This is a genomic window from Pseudoroseicyclus tamaricis, from assembly GCF_012070395.1.
In the GTDB taxonomy this organism is placed as follows: Bacteria; Pseudomonadota; Alphaproteobacteria; order Rhodobacterales; family Rhodobacteraceae; genus Pseudoroseicyclus_A; species Pseudoroseicyclus_A tamaricis.
Genome location: NZ_JAAFYS010000003.1, coordinates 431625 through 450278 on the forward strand (window position 1 = coordinate 431625; position 18654 = coordinate 450278).

Below are 18654 nucleotides of genomic sequence, written 5' to 3' on the forward strand. Positions count from 1 at the left end.
GAGCTCAAGGGCGAAAGGTGCGCGGTCCGAGTGCTGGTCGGTTTGGTAAGTGGTATGAGGGGTCCCGGCAGGCGCACTTGCAGTCGCGCTTCGGTGTTTGGACATAAATTTATTCCGTATTTTAACGAAATCTTAGAGATCAGGGATCCAAGGGCCGTACCATCGGCCGTCGTCCCACAGGGCGTTACGTGCACCGACGGACCGCCCACCACCCCTTGTTCCCTCGCCTCTCCGCGGCACCCCACCAGTCGGCTGCCCTTTGGGAAGGCTCCGAGAATCCTTCCCCGCACAGGCCCTCGCGCCCCCGTCGCCACACCGAATCGGGGCTTCCCGCCAGCAGCCTCCCCAACGTCCTTTGCCGTCCGTTAAAATTTGTGACGCCTTAGAAAAGCCAACGTCCGGCGCCTTTTTGCCCACCTTCGGGCGGCAGATTGGTTCCAGACCTAAAACAAGGAACCCGCGGCATGAGCGCCCGCATCTCTTACAGGTCAGACCTACCCGCCCAGACGGCCCTCGCGGCCCTCTGGTCCCGCAGCCTGTCCCGCCTGTCGGCGCGGCTGGGCGGTCGGGGCCGCGCTCTCGCGCTTGTCGTCGGCGTTGCCGGCTGCGCGACGATTCCCGTCACCGCCAACCTCGGGCTCGAGGTGCTGGAGGCGACGCAGCAGTTCCGCTCCACCCCGATGAGCACCGCCTGGGTCACACCCTCCGGCGCGCTCATCGCGATTGATCGGAACCTCTCCAGCGAGTTCGAGCAGAAGATCGGCCTCGTCAACGACACGACGCTGCCGGGCGACAACTTCGTCTGGCTGCGTGCCCGCGTGCCGAACGGCTACCCTGCCGGCCGGTTCCAGCTCGTCGATTTCCTGAGCCGCGTCGGGGAGATCCCTCAGCCGTTCACACAGGTGTCAGATGACAACCTGCGCTACGATGACGACTCCCTCGGGCGTTATTTCTACCTCGCCGAGCAGGCGAGCGGCGACACGAATTGCGTGCTCGCCTTCCGCCGGATCGACAATGCCGGGCGTCTCCTGCCCCGGAACACGTCGGTTCTCGAAATTCTTTTGCGCAATTGTGTGCGCGGATCGGTGGAGCAGGCGCTCCGTCCCATCACCGACCGGCAGATCGGCGTCTCCGCCGTGGCCGGGATCGGCGCGGTGGAAGGCGGAGACCGGATGCTCTCACCGCTCGCGGCACCTCCATTGACAGAGTAAGCCCATGCTGAAGCCCCGCCACAGCAACACCGCCACCTCCGCCCCCGCCAGCCGGGAGCGCAAGGGGGGATGGCTGAACGCCGACCTGTGGCTCTGGGTGGCGCTTCTGCTGCCGATCGCCACGCTGGTCAGCGTGCCGACGGATGTGGGCGGGCAGGCCTTCCTGTCCATCGTGGCGGTTCTGGCGGTGGCGGCGCTCAAGCCCTTCGCCCGGATGCTGGTGCCGCGCTTCTTCCTGCTGGCGACAGCGAGCGTCATCGTCATGCGCTACGCCCTGTGGCGCGTGTTCGAGACACTGCCGGAGCCGGGCTTCACCCTCTCCTTCATCTGCGCCGTCACGCTGCTGGCGGCAGAGGCCTACGCCGTCCTCGTCTTCTTCCTGAGCTCCTTCATCACCTCCGACCCGACGCGCCGGCCCTTCCCGCCCACCGTGGCGCCGGAGCGGCTGCCGACGGTCAACGTGCTCGTGCCTTCCTACAACGAGCCGACGGAGATGCTGCGCATCACGCTCGCCGCCTGCAAGAACATGGTCTACCCGGCCGAGAAGCTGACGGTCGTGCTCTGCGACGACGGCGGCACGGACCAGCGCTGCAACGACAGCGACAAGGCCAAGGCCACCGCCGCCCGCGCCCGCCGGGCCGAGCTGCAGGCGCTCTGCGCCGAGCTGGGGGTGATGTACTCCACCCGCGCCCGCAACGAGCACGCCAAGGCCGGCAACATGTCCGCCGCGCTGGCCCGTCTCGACGGTGACCTGGTCGTGGTCTTCGACGCCGACCACGTGCCGACGCGCGACTTCCTCGCCCGGACGGTCGGCTACTTCGTGGAGGACCCCAAGCTCTTCCTCGTGCAGACGCCACACTTCTTCCTCAACAAGGATCCGATCATGCGGAACCTTGAGCTGTCGGAGAACGTGCCGCCCGAGAACGAGATGTTCTACTCCTTCATCCACCGCGGCCTCGACCGCTGGGACGGCGCCTTCTTCTGCGGCTCCGCCGCCGTCCTGCGCCGGGCCGCGCTCGACAGCGTGGGTGGCTTCTCCGGCGAGACGATCACCGAGGATGCCGAGACGGCGCTGGACATCCACGCCTCCGGCTGGCGCTCGATGTACCTCAACCGCGCCATGATCGCCGGCCTGCAGCCGGAGACCTTCGCCTCCTTCATCCAGCAGCGCGGCCGCTGGGCGACCGGCATGATGCAGATCATGCTGCTGAAGAACCCGATGTTCCGCCGCGGCCTGACGATGGCGCAGCGCCTGTGCTACATCAACTCGATGGCTTGCTGGCTCTTCCCGATCATCCGCCTGATCTTCCTCTGCGCGCCGCTGGCCTACCTGTTCTTCGGCGCCGAGATCCTCGTCGCGACGTTCCAGGAAGCCATGGCCTACATGCTGGGCTACCTCGCCGTCTCCTTCCTCGTGCAGAACGCGCTCTACTCGCGCTTCCGCTGGCCACTGATGTCGGAGATCTACGAGATCGCGCAGACGCCCTACCTCGCGCAGGCCGTCATCAAGACGCTGATCAAGCCGCGCGGCGCCAAGTTCAACGTCACCGCCAAGGACGAGACGCTCGACAACGACTTTATCTCCCCCGCCCACTGGCCGCTGACCATCCTCTGGGGCCTCTGCGCCGCCGGCGTGGCTGCCCTGGTGGTGCGCTGGGTCAACTTCCCGGGCGACCGCTCGGTGCTCTCCGTCGTCGGGGGCTGGGCGGTGTTCAACTTCATCCTCGTCTCCATCTCCTGGCGGGCCGTGGCCGAGCGCAAGCAGCGCCGCGCCTCGCCGCGGGTGAACATGAACGTGCCCGCCATGGCCTGGCTGCCCGGCGCGCCGGACGAGAAGGTGGCGGCGCATATCCTCGATGCCTCCACTTCCGGGATGCGGGTGATGCTGGACGAGCCGCTGGGTGACACCCCCATCGGCAAGCGCAGCAGCGGCATGGAGCTGGTCGTGCGGCCCTACTTCGAGGGCTCCCCCCACCTCGAGGCTGACATCAACCTGACGGTGATCTGCTTCCACCAGCGCCCCGACGGGCCGCAGGCCGGCTCCGTCATCAATGCCGACCAATCGGTGAAGGCGCAGGAGGCCGTGGCCCACCTGATCTTCGGCGACAGCGAGAACTGGCGGAACACCCGCTACGTCTCGCAGGGCGGCATCGGGCTGATCCGCGGGCTGGGCTACGCGGCCTACCTCTTCCTCAACGGCACGCCGAAGCTGATCGCGGCCTTCATCCGCGAGCCGATGCGCCGCCGCACCGTCGTCGCCAAGCGCGACCCGTCCGACCAGGCGCACATCCTCGCCTTCGGTGTCGACATCGAGGAGCGCGAACGGATGCTTGCCCGGGCGCAGGATCATGTCGCCAAGCTGCAAGGACAAGCTGCGTGAAACCCGGCTGGATCGTACCTCTTCTCGTCTCCGCCGGCCTCTGGGCCGGCGGTGCGCAAGGGCAGGAGCTTATGGCCGAGGACGGGGTGATCGATCTCACCCCCATGCTGAACGCCATGCCCGGCACCGACACTCAGGTACAGACGCCGGAGCCCGAACAATCCGAACCGGCCGCCGTGGCCCCCGCCCCCGCGGCCACGCCCACGCCGAGCCCGGCGACGGACGGCATCTCGCCCGCCCTGCCTGCCTATGACCGGGCGAGCCAGCGTGGCGCCAGCGCCGCCAACCCGGTCGAGGCGACGGGGCAGCAGCTGCCCGAGACCATCCTGCTGCCCTTCGTCACCCAGCCCTTCCAGCGGGTGCTGCGCATCTCCGGCGAGGGCGGCAGCGCACGGCTGAGTGTACAGATCGAGAACCCGGCGCTGGCCCGCGAGCTGCGCCTGTCGCTGCGGTCCAGCGTCAACCTTCTGCCCGACCAGTCGGCGCTGACCTTCTTCCTCAACGGGGTGGAGATCGAGCGGCTGGAGCCCGACTTCTTCGACGGGTTCGAGACGGTCGCGCTGCCCTCCGACGCCCTCGTCCCCGGCGCCAACGAGCTCATCATCCGCGCCGACCATACCCACCGCATCTTCTGCGGGCCCGAGGCGAGCTTTCAGGTCTGGACGGAGATCGACCTCGGCAACAGCGGCCTCGTCGTGCCGCGCGCGGCCCTCTCCGGCGGCGCGCAGGGTATCCGCGAAGCGCTGGCGGCGCAGATCGTCTCCGCCGGTGAGGTGACCATCGAGAGCATCGGCGAGGTGCCGCCGGCGCTGCTCTCCGAGCTTGGCCAGCGCATGCGCGCCCTCGTGCCCGGCGCCGCGCCCTTGCTCACCGTCCGCTCCCCCTATGCCCCGGTGACCGAGGGGCAGCCGCTCTCGCTTGCCCGCATCGCCATCGTCCCCTCGCAGGAGCCGGTGGCGGAGCTGCGAGAGGGTGCCGGCGGCGCGCTGGTGCTGGTGCTGGGCGGGCCGCTCGACGTCTCCATGCTCGACACCTGGCTGCCGGCTCCGCAGCCGGCCGCCGACCTGCCCGTGCTGACGCCGGCGCAGTCCATCAGCCTCGCCGACATGGGGCAGGAGGAAGGCGTGAGCTTCGAGAGCCGCTACGCGCGCTCCGACATCCGTTTCTCCCTGCCGGAGGACTGGCTGCTGAGCGCTTCGCAGAAGGCGGAGATCGACCTGAGCTACGGCTATATCGAGGGCCTGCCCGAAGGCTCGCTTCTGCTCATCAAGGTCAATGACCAGACCGTCCGGCTGCTGCCGCTCTTCGGCCGCGGCGGCGAGACGCTGCCGCGCCTGCCCGTCGGCCTGCCGGCGCGCCTGCTCTCCGCCGGCGCCAACGAGCTCAGCTTCGAGGCCATCGTCCCCGGCGACCCGCCGGACCTGCCCTGCACGCGCCTCGGCGGGCCATACGTCACCATCGATCCGTCGACGGCGCTCGTCGTGCCGACCTCGCCGGCGATGGACTACCCCAGCGTGAGCGACGCGCTGCGCGACCTCACCCCCGGCTCGGCGAGCACGCCCCCGGGGATCGACCCGCGCAGCCTCGCCGGGCGCACCGTGTCGGCCCTGCAATCGGCCTTCCAGCCGATCGAGGGCGCCGGCGGCGCCAGCCTCACCGTCACCAGCCTCTCCGAGGTCGAGCTGGCGGCGCTCGCCCGGCTCGGCGTCACCCGTACCGCCATCGAGGGCCTGCTCGCCCCCGTCGGCGGCCGGACGCAGGAGCAGGCGCCCGCCGTCGGCCTCGTCGCCCGCGGGCGCGAGGGGGCGGAGTTCGTCTATGACTGGGTGACCGACTTCGCCATGCCCGGCGATCCGCCGCTCGGCGAGTGGCTGGCCGGGCGCCAGGGCAAGGCCTTCCTCTTCCTCGACGCGCCGGAGGAGACCTCCGCCGCCACCCTCGTCCTCGCCCCCGGCACCGAGCCGGTCGCCATCGCCGCCGCCCTCTCCGACGCGCGGTTCGATCCCTACGGGCCGAAGGGGGCCGCCGCCGTGCTCACCGAGGCCGGCACGTGGGAGAGCTGGCGCCCAGCCGCGCAGCCACCGCGCCTGCAGGAGCCACTGACGCTGGCGAATTTCCGCGACGTGGCAGGCAACTATGCCTCGTGGTCGCCGCTCCTCTTTGTCGGCCTCCTTGCGGGGCTGGTCATTCTCTCTGTATTGCTGGCACTGTCCTTCGTCGTCAGGACACGCGGGCGCAACAAGCGATGAGCGACACCAAGCCGATGAACCGCAGACATGCGCTAGCCGCCCTCCTCTCCGCCACGGCCCTGCCCCCGCTCGGCCTCTCCGGCACCGCCGCGCTCGCGCAGACGGTTGTCAGCCCGCATCCGCTCGCCGAGGCCTGGGCGCTGTGGAAGACCGGCTACCTCGCCGAGGACGGCCGCGTCGTCGACGAGCTGCAGCAGGGCGCCAGCCACTCCGAGAGCCAGAGCTACGGGCTGCTCCTCGCCGCCACCATCGGCGACGAGGCGGCGTTCGATCTCATCGACGACTGGACGATGCGCAACCTCGCCGTCCGCGAGGACCGGCTGCTCGCCTGGCGCTGGCTGCCGGACATGGCGAACAATGTGCCCGACCTCAACAACGCCTCAGACGGTGACCTCTTCTACGCCTGGGCGCTGATCCGCGGCGCCGAGCGCTTCGACCGCCCGGCGCTGCGCGAGCGGGCCGCCGGCATCGCGCGCGATCTCGCCGCCACCTGCATGCTGACGGCGACAACCGAGAACGGCGGCCAGCGGCTGCTCTTCGTTCCCGCCGCCGCCGGCTTCGAGCGGGAGGAGGGCAACGTGCTCAACCTCTCCTACTACATGCCCCGCGCCATGGAGGACGTGGCAGAGGCGACCGGCATCACCGCCTTCGCCGAGGCCTCCCGCGACGGCATCGGCATCATGACCGACCTCGCCATCCAGGGCCTGATCCCCGACTGGATCACCGTGGCCGCCGCCGGCGGCTATTATGCCGACGAGGAGCTGGCGGACCGCAACGGCTACGAGGCGATGCGCGTGCCGCTCTTCCTCATCTGGTCGGGCTTCGGCAACCACCCCGCCGTGCGCCGGCAGGCCGAAGCGCTCCACGCCGCCGAAATGGCGGAGATCCCGACCCCCACGGTGATGGACCGTGTGACCTACGCGGTGCGCGAGACGAGCCCCGATGCCGGCTACGCCGCGCTCGGCGGGCTTGTCACCTGCGCCTCCTCCGGTCAAAGCGGGGCCGCCATTCCCCGGTTCCGAGTCGACCAACCCTATTATCCGGCGACGTTGCATCTCTTCGCGCTGCTCGCCCAGATCGAGGCCACACAATCATGCGTCCCCATCTGATCCTCTCCGCCGTTCGCCACGCCGCCATCGCCGCCGCCATCCTCGGCGGCGTTGCGCTGCCGGCGACCGCGCCCCTGGCGCAGGAGGCGAGCGCCGCGGCCCCGGGGCCCGACGATCTGCGGGCGCTGCGCTATTACATCGAGCAGGACGAGACGGCCGCCATCACGGCGGAGATCCGGCGCCTGCAGATCGACTACCCCGGCTGGACGCCGCCGGAGGACCTCGACTCGCTGCTCATCACCGGCCCCTCGACGGAGGTCGACCAGATCTACGCCCGCATCGCCGCCGGCGATGTCGAGGGCGCGCGCCGGCTCATCGCCACGACGCAGGGTGCCTTCCCCAACTGGGAGCCACCGGCCGACATGACGCAGCTGCTCGAGCTCGCCTCGGCGCAGGAGAGCTTCGACACCGCCGTCAGCTCGCAAAACCTGACGCGGGCGCTGGAGATCGCCGTCGACACGCCGCAGCTGCTCAGCTGCAACCGCATCAACAACACGTGGGAGTTGGCGGCCCTGCAGGCACGCAGCGGCAACGACGCCGCCGCCCTCGCCGCCTACCGGCAGATCGTGCAATCCTGCTCCGGCTCGTCGGAGATCGTCTCGACCATCGAGAAGGCCAACGCCGTCTCCTCGGCGGACGAGATCCAGGCCCTCGTCTCCACCGCGCAGACCCGCCTGCCGGCGCTGTCGAGCACGCTGGAGACGCTGGAGGCCCGCCTCCTCGCCGGCCGCGGCATCACCCCGTCCGGCGACACGGCCGAGGCCCCGGAGGAGGACGAGGACGAGCCCGCCCCGGCCGCCGCCCCCGCGCAGACGCAGAGCGCCCCGCAGCAGGCCGCCGCTCCGGCGCCCGCGCCCGCCCCGGCGCCTGAGCCGGCCCCTGCCCCCGCACGACGGCCCGCCTCGGCGTCGCCCTCCGCCGCCCCGGCGCCGGCGCCCGCCGCCTCGCCCTCCACGGTGCCGCTCGGCATGGCCTCCTCGCAGAGCCCCTATGCCCAGCTGCCCCGCTCGGGCGACGGCCGGATCAATGCCGTGCGCGCCGCGGCGCAGGCGGAGAACTACCGCCAATGCGCCTTCTCCTCGACGCAGCCCCGCTCGCTTGACGTGGCCTATGAGCGCGCGTGGTGCGTCTACAACCTCGACCGCCCGCTTGAATCGCTCGCCCTCTTCACCGCCGCCGCCGACGGCCGCCTCGGCGCCGTCGTTTTGCGCGACGCGCGCTACGGCATGGCCCTCTCGATGCTGGAGCTGGAGATGACCGACGCCGCCAGCCAGGTCGCCGCGCGGACGGATTTCACCGCCCCACAGCGCCGGACGATCGAGACCATCATCCTCGATCAGCGCGGCGTGCGCGCCTACGAGCAGGGCGATTACCGCCAGTCGATCATCTATTTCAACGAGTTGGAGCGGATCGAGGGGAGCCTGCGCCGCGACCTTGAGCTGCTGCGCGGCTACGCCATGCTCAACTCCGGCGACCAGCGGGGCGCGATCAACGTCTTCCTGCGGCTCAACGACGAGCTGTCGACGCCGGAGACGCGGCAGGCGCTGGCGGCGGCGCGGGATTAACCCGCGCCCTCCCCGGCGTTTGGAGATCCGGCGATTCGGCCCTACATTCGGCTCACACCCGAAAACCAAGGAGGAGCCGATGACCAAGGATATTCTCGACCACCCCCGTGCCGTCAGCGGCACCCGCACGCGCGCCTATGCCGAGATCGAGCGCCGCAACGCGCCCGAAGGCTCGCATGAGGGGGCCAAGCGCCTGCACCGCCACAAGACGACGGCGGGCGGCCGCGTGAAGCCCTACACGCGCATCGAGCGCGGCCAGACGGCCTGACGATCAGGCGCGCCGGCCTCGCCCGGCGCGCCCCCTTGCACCGCTGGCCACCCGGCCGTGCCCCCGCTCCCTAAAATCCAAGCCTTTAGAATGCCGCGGATTTCTCCCCGTCATCGACGGGATTGATCGCGCCCCCGCCCAGAAATGGCCCGCTTTCGCCGGCCTTCTGGCGCGCGAGGCAGCGACAACGGATAATCCCGCATGCAGCATCTGAAGGGTCCGGCGATCTGGCTTCTGCGCCTTGTGGTGGCGGGGCTGGCGATCGAGCTTCTCTCCCCGCATCTCGCGGGCGGAGAGACCCAGCTCATGCGCGCGGCCATCGCCTTCGCCACGCTGGCGATGCTTGGTGCCATCCATGCTTCACCCGCCCCGGCGCCGGAGACCCTCGACGCCACTCCCGAGCTTGCCATCGAGGAGCTGCCGCAGCCGGACTACATCGCCCCCTTCCAGCCGGTGCACTACAAGAAGCCGGTGCGCTACCAGTTCCAGGCCGCGCTGGAGACCCGGGTGGCGCGCGAGGTTGAGGCGGCGCGGCTCTCTCACCGGGGCCGGCGCACCGCCGCCATCGGCTACCTCGTGCTGGCCATCCTCCTCGCCGGGCTCATCGCCGACCCGTCCTTCGGCCGCCAGCCGCTCGAGACCGGCCTTGCCGACAACCTCGGCCGCGCCGTCGCCGGCCTGTCGGACGTCGTGACCGCCCTCTTCGGGAGGGACTGGCGCGCCGCGCAAGCCTGGCTGGAGCGGGAGCTGCTGCTCCTCGCCGATGGCGACATGCGGGCGCTCTGGCAGCTCATCCCGATGTTGACCGTGGTCACCATGGTCCCCGCCCTGGCGCTGACCGCCCTCACCGGCACCGGCCGTGCCCGCCGCCGCCGCACCTCGCCCTTTGGCGAGCCGCTGGCCTGGCGCTGACCCATGCAAGGCGCACCCATGCAGAAATACGAGTTCCATGACCGCCTCGCCGCCCGGCTGGCCGAGCGAGACGCGCAGCCGACACCGGGGCGCCGCCCCCGCCGCGGCAACGGCGGCGGCCGGGCCATCCTGCTGCTGATCGCCATCGCGCTCGGCCTGGCCGCGCTGGCGCCGCTGGTCGCCCGCCTCGGCCCTGGCACTCTTTCCGCCACGGATCCCGCCGTCACCGCGGTGGAGGACGCCGCCACCACGCTCGCCGCGGCGCCGGCGGAGGCCGGCCTGCCCGATGCCGAGCGCCTCGGCGAGGCGCTCTACACCTGGGCGCGCGCCCATGTCGGCCCGTCCATCGAGGTGCTGGACCCGATGCAGTTCCTCGTCGCCGCCGGCACGGGGCTGCTCTTCGTGGTCATCTTCTCCCTGCTGATGCTGCGGCTGGTGCTCCGCCTCGTCTTCGGGCGGCGCCAGCACAACATCAAAGAGATGGGGATCCGCTAGAAATCCACCTTCACGCCCGGCAGCTTGAGGGACTTCACCGTCTCCCTCAGCTCCGCCCGCGCGGCGATGCCGGAGAGGGAGAGCCCCCGCACCCCGGCGTCGCGCAGGTCGAGCAGCGTCAGCCCGCGCGGGAAGAGCTCGCGGAAGATCACCCGCTCGCCGAAGCCGGGGCCGACGCGGAAGCCGATGCGCTTGGCCAGCCGCTCCACCGCGCTCTCGATCTTGGCCTTGTTGATCATGTGCTGCGCGCCGATCCGGTTGCGCATGACGATCCAGTCGAGCGGCTTCATCCCCGCGCTCGCCCGGCTCTGCCGCGCCGCCCAGACCATCTCGGAATAGACGGAGGGGCCGAGGATCTCCTCCCCCTCCGGGTCCATCCGGGCCAGCATGTCGAAATCGACGAAGCTGTCATTGAGCGGCGTCACCAGCGTATCGGCCAGCGAATGGGCCATCTGGGAGATGCGGGAATGGGCGCCGGGGCAGTCGATCACCGTGAAGGCGCAGACGCCGTCGAGACGGTCGATGGCCTCGGCGAAGCGCCGGTCGATCGCGTGCTCTCCGGCGGCGACCTGATCGGCGCCGATCTTCGGCAGCTCGGCCACCTCGGGCGTCGGCAGATCGAGCCCCTCGCGGGCGACGGTGGCGCGGCGGTTCTCGATATAGCGGGCGAGGGAGCGCTGGCGCAGATCGAGGTCGATCACGCCGGTGGCGTGCCCCATCCGCGAGAGGGCCGTGGCAATATGCATGGCGGTCGTGCTCTTGCCCGCCCCGCCCTTCTCGTTGCCCACGACGATCAGATGCGCCATGTCGTTTGCTGCCCCTTGTTCCCCCGCTGTTCCCGCTGAATATCCGCGCCTTGCAAAGATGGAAAGCCGCGCGTCCCTCGCCGGCAGGATATGTCAGGTGACATGATCCTTGCCTGATGCTCACGGATCCGTTACCAGCGCAGGCAAGAGCGGCACCGGGCCCGCGGTGGGCCGTCCAGGCCTCCTGCCCGTGTCGCGGCTTGCCTTCGGGCCGGAACTTTCGGTTCGTCGGGGTCGGCAGAGCGGCCTTTTTGCTGCTGACCGGCCCGCCCCCTGTCCGGCGCCTCAACTCAGGGGGAGGGGCGCCGGGCAGGCCATCGCGGGATGGGCGCATTGCAGGATGGTCTGGTCATCCGTGCGCCAGCAATAGACGCCAGTCTCGAGCAGCTGCAGCACCCAGAGGACCGGCTCCCCGTCGGGTCCGAGCCGGCTCTCCCCGTGCAGCGCCAGCGTCAGGCTTCGCTCCCCCTCCTCCAGCACGTCGTAGCCGCCGGAGAGGCGCTCGTTGCCCTCGTAATCGGTGATGGGCGCATCCCAGGTGACGATCAGCCGCGAGCGGTCGGCGGGGAAGCTGAAGCGATGCGGGTTGAGGCAGGTGGCATCGGCGGAGAAGTCGTGCCCCCAGGCCGTCGCCGCCAGCCGCTCCAGCACGTCGGCGGAAGCGGGGGCGGCGAAAAGCAGAAGGCCCGCGGCGACGAGCGCGCGGGCCTCCATTTGTCTCAAAGGTCTCAAGCTCAGAAGCCGAGGCCGGCGTACTTGTTCTTGAACTTCGACACGCGGCCGCCGGTGTCCATGAGGCGGGTGGAGCCACCCGTCCAGGCCGGGTGGGACGTCGGGTCGATGTCGAGGGAGAGCGTGTCGCCCTCCTTGCCCCAGGTCGACTTCATCTGAACGACGGTGCCGTCGGTCATCTTGACGTCGATGAGGTGATATTCGGGATGGATGCCGTCTTTCATCGTCTCTCTCCTCAGGCGCTGGCGTCGTCGGACAGCGGCTTGTAGTTCTGCACTTCGGCGATCCGGGCCTTCTTGCCGCGGCGCTCGCGCAGGTAATACAGCTTGGCACGGCGGACACGGCCGCGGCGCACCACTTCGATCGACTCGATGTTGGTCGAGTAGAGCGGGAAGACGCGCTCGACGCCCTCGCCGAAGGAAATCTTGCGGACGGTGAACGACCCGGCGATGCCCTTGCCGTGCTTGCGGCTGATGCAGACGCCTTCATAGTTCTGCACGCGGGTGCGCGTGCCTTCCGTCACCTTGTAGCCGACGCGGATGGTATCGCCGGCCTTGAAATCGGGAATGGCTTTCCCGAGTTCGGCGATCTGTTCCGCCTCCAGTTGTGCGATCAGGTCCATGCCTGACTCCTTCTCTCACGCGGGTTGGCCCGCTTGGTGGGGACGTCCGAGAGCTCCTGGTCTTCGACCGGGTCCGCCCGAATGGCGCCCGCCGGAGGATCGGATGTCGTCATTGCTGTCCATCGCCGGAAAGCGCGGGTACGGCGGAAGAAGGCCGGCGCAAACGGGCAACGGGTCCGCCGGCCGATTCCGACCGCGGACCGGCGGCGTATAGGACGCCCCGGCCCGCCGATCAAGCCCTTCGGGGGGTGGGGAGGCCGCGGGGCGCGGCTTTCGCTCACATAGGGTGGGTTTCCAACCCACCTCTCCGTCACCACTGAGCGCACAGCCTGCAGGCGCAGGGCGAGCGCCGGCCCTTGGGGTGGCGCTCCCACGGCGCCGCCGCGCGCTTTATGGTGCACCAACCTCCCCGCTCAAACTTCCGCGCCCACCTCACCGGAGCGCCAGCCCGCGGGACGGGCCGGCGCTCGCCCTGCGCCTTTGGCGCGCACCGGGCGGGGGAAGAGCGCGGATCGGTGGCCAGCAAGGGGCACGCCCCCGCCCCGGCGCGACCGGGGATGAGCGGGCGGGCGGGCGATTGCCGAAGGCGAGGCCGCCTCGCCCGTGCCGTCAGCTGGCGTTCTGCCGCTCGAGGTGGGCGCGCAGCTCCTCGGCTTCGCTGCGGGCGTCGCGCAGACCATCCATGGCGGCGCGCAGCTCCGCCTCCGTCTGGGCCAGCTGGGCGCCGATCTCGGCCTCGCGCTGCTGCATGTAGGTGATCGACTGGTCGCGCGTCTCCTCCGCCTCGTGGAGGGCCTGCGCCATGCGGTCGAGCTCGGAGATGTCGGCCTTGGTGACGCGGGTGAAGCGGTGGACGAGCCACGAGGCGAACCAGCCGAGGCAGAAGGCCACGAAGAGGATCACGGCCGTCGCGATGATGAATTCCGTCCTGTTCACGCGCCGATCCCCATTGCCGCCACCCCCTGCTGCCTGCCCCTAGTTGTCGCCGTCATCGCCCTCGTCCGCCAGCCCTTCCGGCCGCAGCTCCGGGCGTTTCTCCGGCGGCGCCTCCATGGCGGCGGGGAAGTCATCGCCCTCCGGCTCCGCCTCGCCCTCGTCGGCAGCTCCCTCCGGCGCCGCCTCGTCGCCCCCTTGCGGGTCCGCCTCGGAGGAGGAGGGCGGCGCCGGCGGGCCCTCGGGCTCCATCAGGCGGAACTCGATGCGCCGGTTGGCCTCGCGCCCGGCCTCGGTGTCGTTGTCGGCGATCGGGTCGGCCTCGCCGTAGCCCGAGGCATCGAAGGCGCCGACCGGCACGCGCCGGGTGCGCAGCGCCGCCAGAACCGCGTCGGCCCGCTGCTGGGAGAGCCGCTGGTTCATCTCCTCCCGGCCCTGGCTGTCGGTGTAGCCGGCGATCTCCAGCGGCAGGTCCGGGCAGGCGCGCAGGATCTCGGCGATCTGGTCGACGACCGGCCCCGTCTCCGCCGTCAGGTTGGCCGAGCCGGGCTCGAAGAGGATCTTCGTGGCGCTCGTCACCTGCGTGATGTGCTGCACGCATTCCTCGGGGCTCGGCAGGGCGGCGATCGGGTCCAGCGCCTCATCGTACTCGACGGCGACGTCCACCTCCGCCGCCGGGCCGAGCTTGTCGATCAGCAGGCGGGTGATGGCCGCCTCGCCGTCGGGGTTGCCGGTCCGGCCACGCACCGAGACGCTGCCCGGCTCCACCACCACGACGCCGTCGCCCAGCCCCGCCAGCGCCTCGATCCCCGCGAGGACGCGGTTCGACCAGCCGGAGGGCAGCCCCTCGCCTACGCGCGTCGCCATCCGCACCTCGCCGCCGACGAAGCGGGCGCGGGCGAAATCGCCGGCGATGTCGTTCATCAGGTCGCTCTCGACGCGGCCGCGCAGCTGCACCTGCCCGCCCTCCGCCAGCGTCGCGGTGAACTGCACCGGCCCCTGGTCGCCCTGCACCACCTCCGGCAGCTCGGCGCTGAGGGAGAAGATGTCGGGCAGCCGGTTCTCCAGCTCGCCCACCACGTTGTCGAAGCTGCTCTGCGCCAGCCCGGGCAGCGCCACGAGGCTGACATCGGCGTCCGAGAAGGTGATCGCCCCGCCGCCGAGCTCGGCCAGCGCGGCGATGCCGTCCGCCACGGCGGCGCCCCACTCGCGGCTGGGGGTGCCGAGGCCGAGCGCGCAGGTCACCTCGCCCTCCTGCCCCGCGGCGCGGGCGGCGGCGGTGATGCGGGTGCGCGCCTCCTCAGTGTCGGCGGCGCAGGTCTCGAAGCGGGTGCCCTCGGCATCGATCACGAAGCGCACGGCGAAGGGGGTGATGACCGGCCGGGGGGCGGAAATCTCCACATCCACGCGCAGGCCCGCGGGCAGGTTGCGGCGGAGCGACCGCTCCAGCTGGGCCTTCTCCTCCGCCCCTTCGGAGATGGCGGCGACCTCGACGAAGCCGGGCGCGACGGAGATCTTGGAGTGATCCAGCATCTCCAGCGCCCGCACCGCGTAGGTCAGCGCGCCGCGCCAGCCGTCAGGGATGGGATAGTCGGCGACGTCCAGCAGGTCCGTCACCTCGGCGGCACCGGCGGCGCGGCGGATCTGGGAGAGGAAGGCCTCGCGGTCCATTCCCGCCGGGATCAGCCCGATGAGGGAGACACCGCTGTCGCCCTGCAGGATCTCGACGTCGAAGGCGGGCGGCGTGATCTGGTCGGCCGCCTCCACCTGCATGTTGTCGATGACGCGGGAGGCGTCGACGATGCCGCCGGCGACGCTCTTGGCGCGGAAGCGCACCGCTTCGCTCGGCGCCTCGCCCTCGATGATCACCTGCAGGCCGTCGCCGATGACGGAGGCCCAGTCGTGCCCCTCGCCTTCCAGCGCCTCTTCCACGGCGGCCACGGAACTCTCCTCCACCGCCTTGGCGGCAAGGCGGGCGGCGAGGCCGCAGAGCAGCGCCGCGAGCAGGAAGGCGCAGATGGGCACGAGATGTCTGGAAAGGCGCATTGTTCCCCGGCCGTTATCCCCCGCCCCGTGATAGGCGCGGGCGCCCGCGCGATCAATCAGAGCAAAAAGGCGATGGCAAAAAACGGCAGGGGCAGCAAGCCTGCATCCCGGTTGGAGCGGAAGAGGCGGAGGCATTGCGCCGGGTCATCGGCGTCAAATCGCCCAAGCTGCCAAGCCAGATGCCACCCCAGCGCCCATGGCCCTCCCAGCGCGATCACGAGTGAGAGAACCGAGCGGTCTCCCGCCGCGAGCAGCACGGCGAGCCCCATCAGCAGCACGGCGGCGACGAGGAAGCCCCGCAGCCAGCGCCGGCTGCGCGAGCCGAAGAGCCGGGCGGTGGACTTCACGCCGATCAGCGCGTCGTCCTCCACGTCCTGGTGGGCGTAGATGGTGTCGTAGAACAGCGTCCACGCGATGCCGGCTGCGTAGAGGGCGAAGGCGGCCGGCTCCAGCCGGCCGGCATGGGCGGCGTAGAGCAGGAGCGCGCCCCAGTTGAAGGCGATGCCGAGGAAGACCTGCGGCCACCACGTGAACCGCTTGGCGAAGGGGTAGATGGCGACGGGCGCCAGCGAGACGACGCCGAGGAGGATGGCGACGGGCGGGAAGGTCAGCAGGATGGCCAGCGCCACCAGCGCCTGAGCCGCCATCCACGCCAGCGCCTGCCGCACGCTCACCTGCCCCGAGGGGATGGGGCGGGAGCGGGTGCGCGCCACGCCGGCGTCGATGTGGCGGTCTGTGATGTCGTTCCACGTGCAGCCGGCGCCGCGCATCAGGAAGGCGCCGATCCCGGCGCCGACAAAGAGCCAGAGATCCCCCGGCCGCGCCTGCCCGGTGGAGAGCATCGCCAGCGCCAGGCCCCACCAGCAGGGCAGCAGCAGAAGCCACGTCCCCGCCGGCCGATCGGCACGCGAGAGGCGCAGGTAGGGCTGCAGCGCCGCCGGCGCCCGCCGGTCCACCCAGTTGCCGACGGAATCGGAAACCCGCCCGGCGCTCGTTCCGGCCTCTGGCATATGGCCCCCTTTTGCCGCATCAACGCCGCATGGCACAGCGCGTCCGGCTTTATGTAGACCAGCCCCTCGCCGCGGGGCAATCGCTCGATCTGGCGGCGGATCAGGCGCATTACCTCTTCGCCGTCATGCGCCTGACCGAGGGAGCGCAGCTCGGCCTTTTCAACGGCCGCGACGGCGGCGAGTGGGAGGCGGTCGTGGCGGAGACGGGCAAGCGCAAGGGCCGGCTCAACGTGCTCTTCGAGGCGGCGCCGCCGCAGCCCCGGCCCGACCTCTGGCTGCTCTTCGCGCCCTTGAAGAAGGCGCGGACGGACATGCTGGTCGAGAAGGCGACGGAGCTGGGGGCGACCCGCCTTCAACCCGTGGCGACCGATTACACCAATGCCGAGCGGGTGCGGGAGGATCGCCTCGCCGCCATCGCGCGGGAGGCGGCGGAGCAATCCGGCGCCACCTCGGTGCCCGAGGTCTCGGGGCTGGAGAAGCTCTCCGCCCTGCTCGATGGCTGGGACCCGGCGCGCGAGCTGTGGTTCTGCGACGAGATGCGGGCGGAGGACCCGGCGGTGCCCGAGGCGCCGGCGGAGGGGCCGGGCGCCATCCTCATCGGGCCGGAGGGCGGCTTCTCCCCGGCGGAGCGGGAGCGCCTGCGCGCCCTGCCCTTCTGCCGCCCCGTCGCCCTCGGCCGGCGCATCCTGCGCGCCGAGACGGCCGCCATCTCCGCCCTCACCCTCTGGCTCGCCGCGCGGGGCTTCCCGTGACCCCGGCGCAGCCCGCCGACATCCCCGAGGTCGAGGCCTTCCTCGATGCGCGCCTGCCCCGCGCCATGTTCCCGCGCGCCAACCTCGCCCATTACGGGCTCGCCACGGGCGGCCCACAAATGCACCGCCACGCCATGCGCTTCTGGCTGCGCCGCGAGGACGGCACGCTGACGGATGTGCTCGGCGCCACGCGCGAGGGCTTCCTCCTCCCCGCCTGCCCCACCGGCCCCTGGGAGGCCGCGGCCGAGGCGCTGCGCGGCGAGGAGGTCGGCGCGCTGATCGGGCCGGAGGAGGAGGTGCGGCCGCTGCGCAAGGCGCTGGGGCTGCAGGACGTGCCCGGTGAGCTCGACGAGGTGCAGCCGCATTTCCTCCTCTCGCTGGAGGATCTGCAGATCCCCGAAGGGCCGGGCGGGATCGTGCCCTTCGCGGAGGGGCCGGAGGCGGTGCTCGTCGGCTGGATGCGCGACTACTTCGCCGAGACGCTGGGCACGCCGCTCGACCTCGCCGCCATCGAGGCGCGCCGCGCCGTGCAGGCAGCGGCGGAGGCGGAGAGCCACGTCGTCCTGATGGACGGGGAGACGCCGCTGGCCATGGCAGGGCTCAATGCCCGCCTGCCGGGCATCGTGCAGGTCGGCGGCGTCTACACCCCACCGGCGCTGCGCGGCCGTCACCACGCCCGCCGCGCAGTGGCGCTTCACCTCGCCGAGGCAAAGGGGAGGGGCGTGCGGGAGGCGACGCTCTTCGCCGCCGGCCCGCCCGCCATCGCCGCCTACAAGGCGCTCGGCTTCCGCCGCATCGGCCGCTGGACGCTCTGCCGCTTCGCTGCCCCGCAGGTGATCCATGGATGAGCTCCTCCGCCCCGAGGCGCGCGCCGCCCTCCTGCGCTGGCGCGAGGCGCTGCTCGGCGCGGCGCTCTGCGCGCTGGCGCTGCTGGGCGCCTGGCAGAGCTACGGGCTGACCCGCTGGGTCGCCCTCTTCCTGGCGCTGGTCGGCCTCGCGCTGGCGCTCGCCGGGCTGCAGCGCGGCCGCTTCCGCGGCGCCGGCGGCGGCCTCGGCGTCGTGGAGCTCGACGAGGGCCGGCTGAGCTGGCTCGGCCCGCGCGGCGGCAGCTCCGTCTCCATGGGCGAGCTGGCGGTGCTGGAGTACCATCCGGCCGAAGGGCTGACGCCGGAGCGCTGGCGGCTGACGGACAAGACCGGCAACGAGCTGCTGGTGCCGGCGAATGCCGCCGGCATCGAGCGGCTCTTCGACGCATGCGCCACCCTCCCCGGCCTCTCCCCCGCCCGCCTCGGCGCCGCCCGCCGCGCCGGTATGCCGGTGCGCCTCTGGCCCGAGCAGGTGTCCCTGGCGCGCCGGTTGCACTGAGAGGGAGGGCGCGCTCTTTGGCGCGCCCCCTGCGCTCTGCGTAGGGTGGGTTTTCAACCCACCTTCCCCGCCCGCCATCCCACACCTGCCCTTGCAGGCGCAGGGCGAGCGCCTGCCCGTGGGGTGGCGCTCCAACCGCACCGCTGCGCGCTTTACGCCCGCCAAGCCCCTCCCCGCTCCGAGCGGAGCACCAAGCCCC

General features: G+C 71.3%; 18 protein-coding genes. 11 read left to right on the forward strand and 7 right to left on the reverse strand.

Annotation, left to right across the window (positions count from 1 at the left end; translation table 11 throughout):
• Positions 1-464 precede the first annotated feature (464 nt).
• From GY170_RS13870 to GY170_RS13905, 8 genes are all read left to right on the forward strand, one after another.
• Positions 465-1211 carry a hypothetical protein gene (locus GY170_RS13870; protein ID WP_163894633.1) on the forward strand — a complete coding sequence of 249 codons (747 nt, stop codon included), beginning with the start codon at positions 465-467 and terminating at the stop codon, positions 1209-1211.
• Between the two features lie 4 nt (positions 1212-1215).
• On the forward strand, positions 1216-3591 hold the full coding sequence (bcsA, locus tag GY170_RS13875) for a UDP-forming cellulose synthase catalytic subunit (protein WP_163894635.1): 2376 nt from the start codon (positions 1216-1218) through the stop codon (positions 3589-3591).
• Positions 3588-5840: a cellulose biosynthesis cyclic di-GMP-binding regulatory protein BcsB gene (locus GY170_RS13880; RefSeq protein ID WP_163894637.1), complete on the forward strand. Its 2253-nt coding sequence runs from the start codon at positions 3588-3590 to the stop codon at positions 5838-5840. The genes bcsA and GY170_RS13880 overlap by 4 nt, the downstream gene beginning before the upstream one ends.
• Positions 5837-6949 carry a family 8 glycosyl hydrolase gene (locus tag GY170_RS13885; RefSeq protein ID WP_235924176.1) on the forward strand — a complete coding sequence of 371 codons (1113 nt, stop codon included), beginning with the start codon at positions 5837-5839 and terminating at the stop codon, positions 6947-6949. Before GY170_RS13880 ends, GY170_RS13885 begins: the two co-directional genes overlap by 4 nt.
• Positions 6934-8514 carry a hypothetical protein gene (locus GY170_RS18415; protein WP_203531323.1) on the forward strand — a complete coding sequence of 527 codons (1581 nt, stop codon included), beginning with the start codon at positions 6934-6936 and terminating at the stop codon, positions 8512-8514. Before GY170_RS13885 ends, GY170_RS18415 begins: the two co-directional genes overlap by 16 nt.
• A 79-nt stretch (positions 8515-8593) precedes the next feature.
• On the forward strand, positions 8594-8782 hold the full coding sequence (locus GY170_RS13895; protein ID WP_163894640.1) for a hypothetical protein: 189 nt from the start codon (positions 8594-8596) through the stop codon (positions 8780-8782).
• 201 nt (positions 8783-8983) lie between these two features.
• A complete protein-coding gene (locus GY170_RS13900) occupies positions 8984-9694 on the forward strand; it encodes a hypothetical protein (RefSeq protein ID WP_163894642.1) in 711 nt (236 codons plus the stop codon).
• Positions 9695-9697: 3 nt separating this feature from the next.
• Positions 9698-10189: a hypothetical protein gene (locus GY170_RS13905; protein ID WP_167803321.1), complete on the forward strand. Its 492-nt coding sequence runs from the start codon at positions 9698-9700 to the stop codon at positions 10187-10189.
• On the opposite strand, the gene GY170_RS13910 is transcribed toward GY170_RS13905, so the two are convergent.
• From GY170_RS13910 to ubiA, 7 genes are all read right to left on the reverse strand, one after another.
• Positions 10186-10995 carry a division plane positioning ATPase MipZ gene (locus GY170_RS13910; protein ID WP_163894646.1) on the reverse strand — a complete coding sequence of 270 codons (810 nt, stop codon included), beginning with the start codon at positions 10993-10995 and terminating at the stop codon, positions 10186-10188. The two genes, GY170_RS13905 and GY170_RS13910, sit on opposite strands and share 4 nt — an antisense overlap.
• A 285-nt stretch (positions 10996-11280) precedes the next feature.
• Entirely contained in the window at positions 11281-11709 is a 429-nt protein-coding gene (locus GY170_RS13915; protein WP_163894648.1) for a hypothetical protein, read from the reverse strand.
• Positions 11710-11729: 20 nt separating this feature from the next.
• Positions 11730-11951, reverse strand: a complete 222-nt coding sequence (gene rpmE / locus GY170_RS13920; protein ID WP_163894650.1) for a 50S ribosomal protein L31 — start codon at positions 11949-11951, stop codon at positions 11730-11732.
• Positions 11952-11962: 11 nt separating this feature from the next.
• Positions 11963-12349, reverse strand: a complete 387-nt coding sequence (gene rplS / locus GY170_RS13925; RefSeq protein WP_163894652.1) for a 50S ribosomal protein L19 — start codon at positions 12347-12349, stop codon at positions 11963-11965.
• 609 nt (positions 12350-12958) lie between these two features.
• Entirely contained in the window at positions 12959-13285 is a 327-nt protein-coding gene (locus GY170_RS13930; protein ID WP_163894654.1) for a hypothetical protein, read from the reverse strand.
• Between the two features lie 39 nt (positions 13286-13324).
• Positions 13325-15328, reverse strand: a complete 2004-nt coding sequence (locus GY170_RS13935) for an OmpA family protein (RefSeq protein WP_163894656.1) — start codon at positions 15326-15328, stop codon at positions 13325-13327.
• Positions 15329-15384: 56 nt separating this feature from the next.
• Positions 15385-16338, reverse strand: coding sequence for a 4-hydroxybenzoate octaprenyltransferase (gene ubiA / locus GY170_RS13940; protein ID WP_163894658.1), 954 nt, complete (start codon positions 16336-16338; stop codon positions 15385-15387).
• Positions 16339-16367: 29 nt separating this feature from the next.
• Between ubiA and GY170_RS13945 the strand changes: the two genes are divergently transcribed.
• The 3 genes from GY170_RS13945 to GY170_RS13955 are packed head-to-tail and all read left to right on the forward strand — an operon-like array spanning position 16368 to position 18455.
• Positions 16368-17090: a 16S rRNA (uracil(1498)-N(3))-methyltransferase gene (locus tag GY170_RS13945; protein ID WP_163894659.1), complete on the forward strand. Its 723-nt coding sequence runs from the start codon at positions 16368-16370 to the stop codon at positions 17088-17090.
• Positions 17087-17938 carry a GNAT family N-acetyltransferase gene (locus tag GY170_RS13950; RefSeq protein ID WP_163894661.1) on the forward strand — a complete coding sequence of 284 codons (852 nt, stop codon included), beginning with the start codon at positions 17087-17089 and terminating at the stop codon, positions 17936-17938. The genes GY170_RS13945 and GY170_RS13950 overlap by 4 nt, the downstream gene beginning before the upstream one ends.
• Positions 17931-18455 (forward strand): hypothetical protein, encoded by a 525-nt coding sequence (locus GY170_RS13955; protein ID WP_163894663.1) that lies wholly within the window; start codon positions 17931-17933, stop codon positions 18453-18455. Before GY170_RS13950 ends, GY170_RS13955 begins: the two co-directional genes overlap by 8 nt.
• Positions 18456-18654: the final 199 nt, after the last annotated feature.

Coding starts and splice junctions, on each gene's coding strand:
- GY170_RS13870 (WP_163894633.1), top strand. CDS start 465: ATGAGCGCCCGCATCTCTTACAGGTCAGACCTACCCGCCCAGACGGCC.
- GY170_RS13885 (WP_235924176.1), top strand. CDS start 5,837: ATGAGCGACACCAAGCCGATGAACCGCAGACATGCGCTAGCCGCCCTC.
- GY170_RS13945 (WP_163894659.1), top strand. CDS start 16,368: ATGGCACAGCGCGTCCGGCTTTATGTAGACCAGCCCCTCGCCGCGGGG.
- GY170_RS18415 (WP_203531323.1), top strand. CDS start 6,934: ATGCGTCCCCATCTGATCCTCTCCGCCGTTCGCCACGCCGCCATCGCC.
- GY170_RS13915 (WP_163894648.1), bottom strand. CDS start 11,709: ATGGAGGCCCGCGCGCTCGTCGCCGCGGGCCTTCTGCTTTTCGCCGCC.
- ubiA (WP_163894658.1), bottom strand. CDS start 16,338: ATGCCAGAGGCCGGAACGAGCGCCGGGCGGGTTTCCGATTCCGTCGGC.
- GY170_RS13905 (WP_167803321.1), top strand. CDS start 9,698: ATGCAAGGCGCACCCATGCAGAAATACGAGTTCCATGACCGCCTCGCC.
- bcsA (WP_163894635.1), top strand. CDS start 1,216: ATGCTGAAGCCCCGCCACAGCAACACCGCCACCTCCGCCCCCGCCAGC.
- GY170_RS13910 (WP_163894646.1), bottom strand. CDS start 10,995: ATGGCGCATCTGATCGTCGTGGGCAACGAGAAGGGCGGGGCGGGCAAG.
- rplS (WP_163894652.1), bottom strand. CDS start 12,349: ATGGACCTGATCGCACAACTGGAGGCGGAACAGATCGCCGAACTCGGG.
- GY170_RS13935 (WP_163894656.1), bottom strand. CDS start 15,328: ATGCGCCTTTCCAGACATCTCGTGCCCATCTGCGCCTTCCTGCTCGCG.
- rpmE (WP_163894650.1), bottom strand. CDS start 11,951: ATGAAAGACGGCATCCATCCCGAATATCACCTCATCGACGTCAAGATG.
- GY170_RS13955 (WP_163894663.1), top strand. CDS start 17,931: ATGGATGAGCTCCTCCGCCCCGAGGCGCGCGCCGCCCTCCTGCGCTGG.
- GY170_RS13895 (WP_163894640.1), top strand. CDS start 8,594: ATGACCAAGGATATTCTCGACCACCCCCGTGCCGTCAGCGGCACCCGC.
- GY170_RS13900 (WP_163894642.1), top strand. CDS start 8,984: ATGCAGCATCTGAAGGGTCCGGCGATCTGGCTTCTGCGCCTTGTGGTG.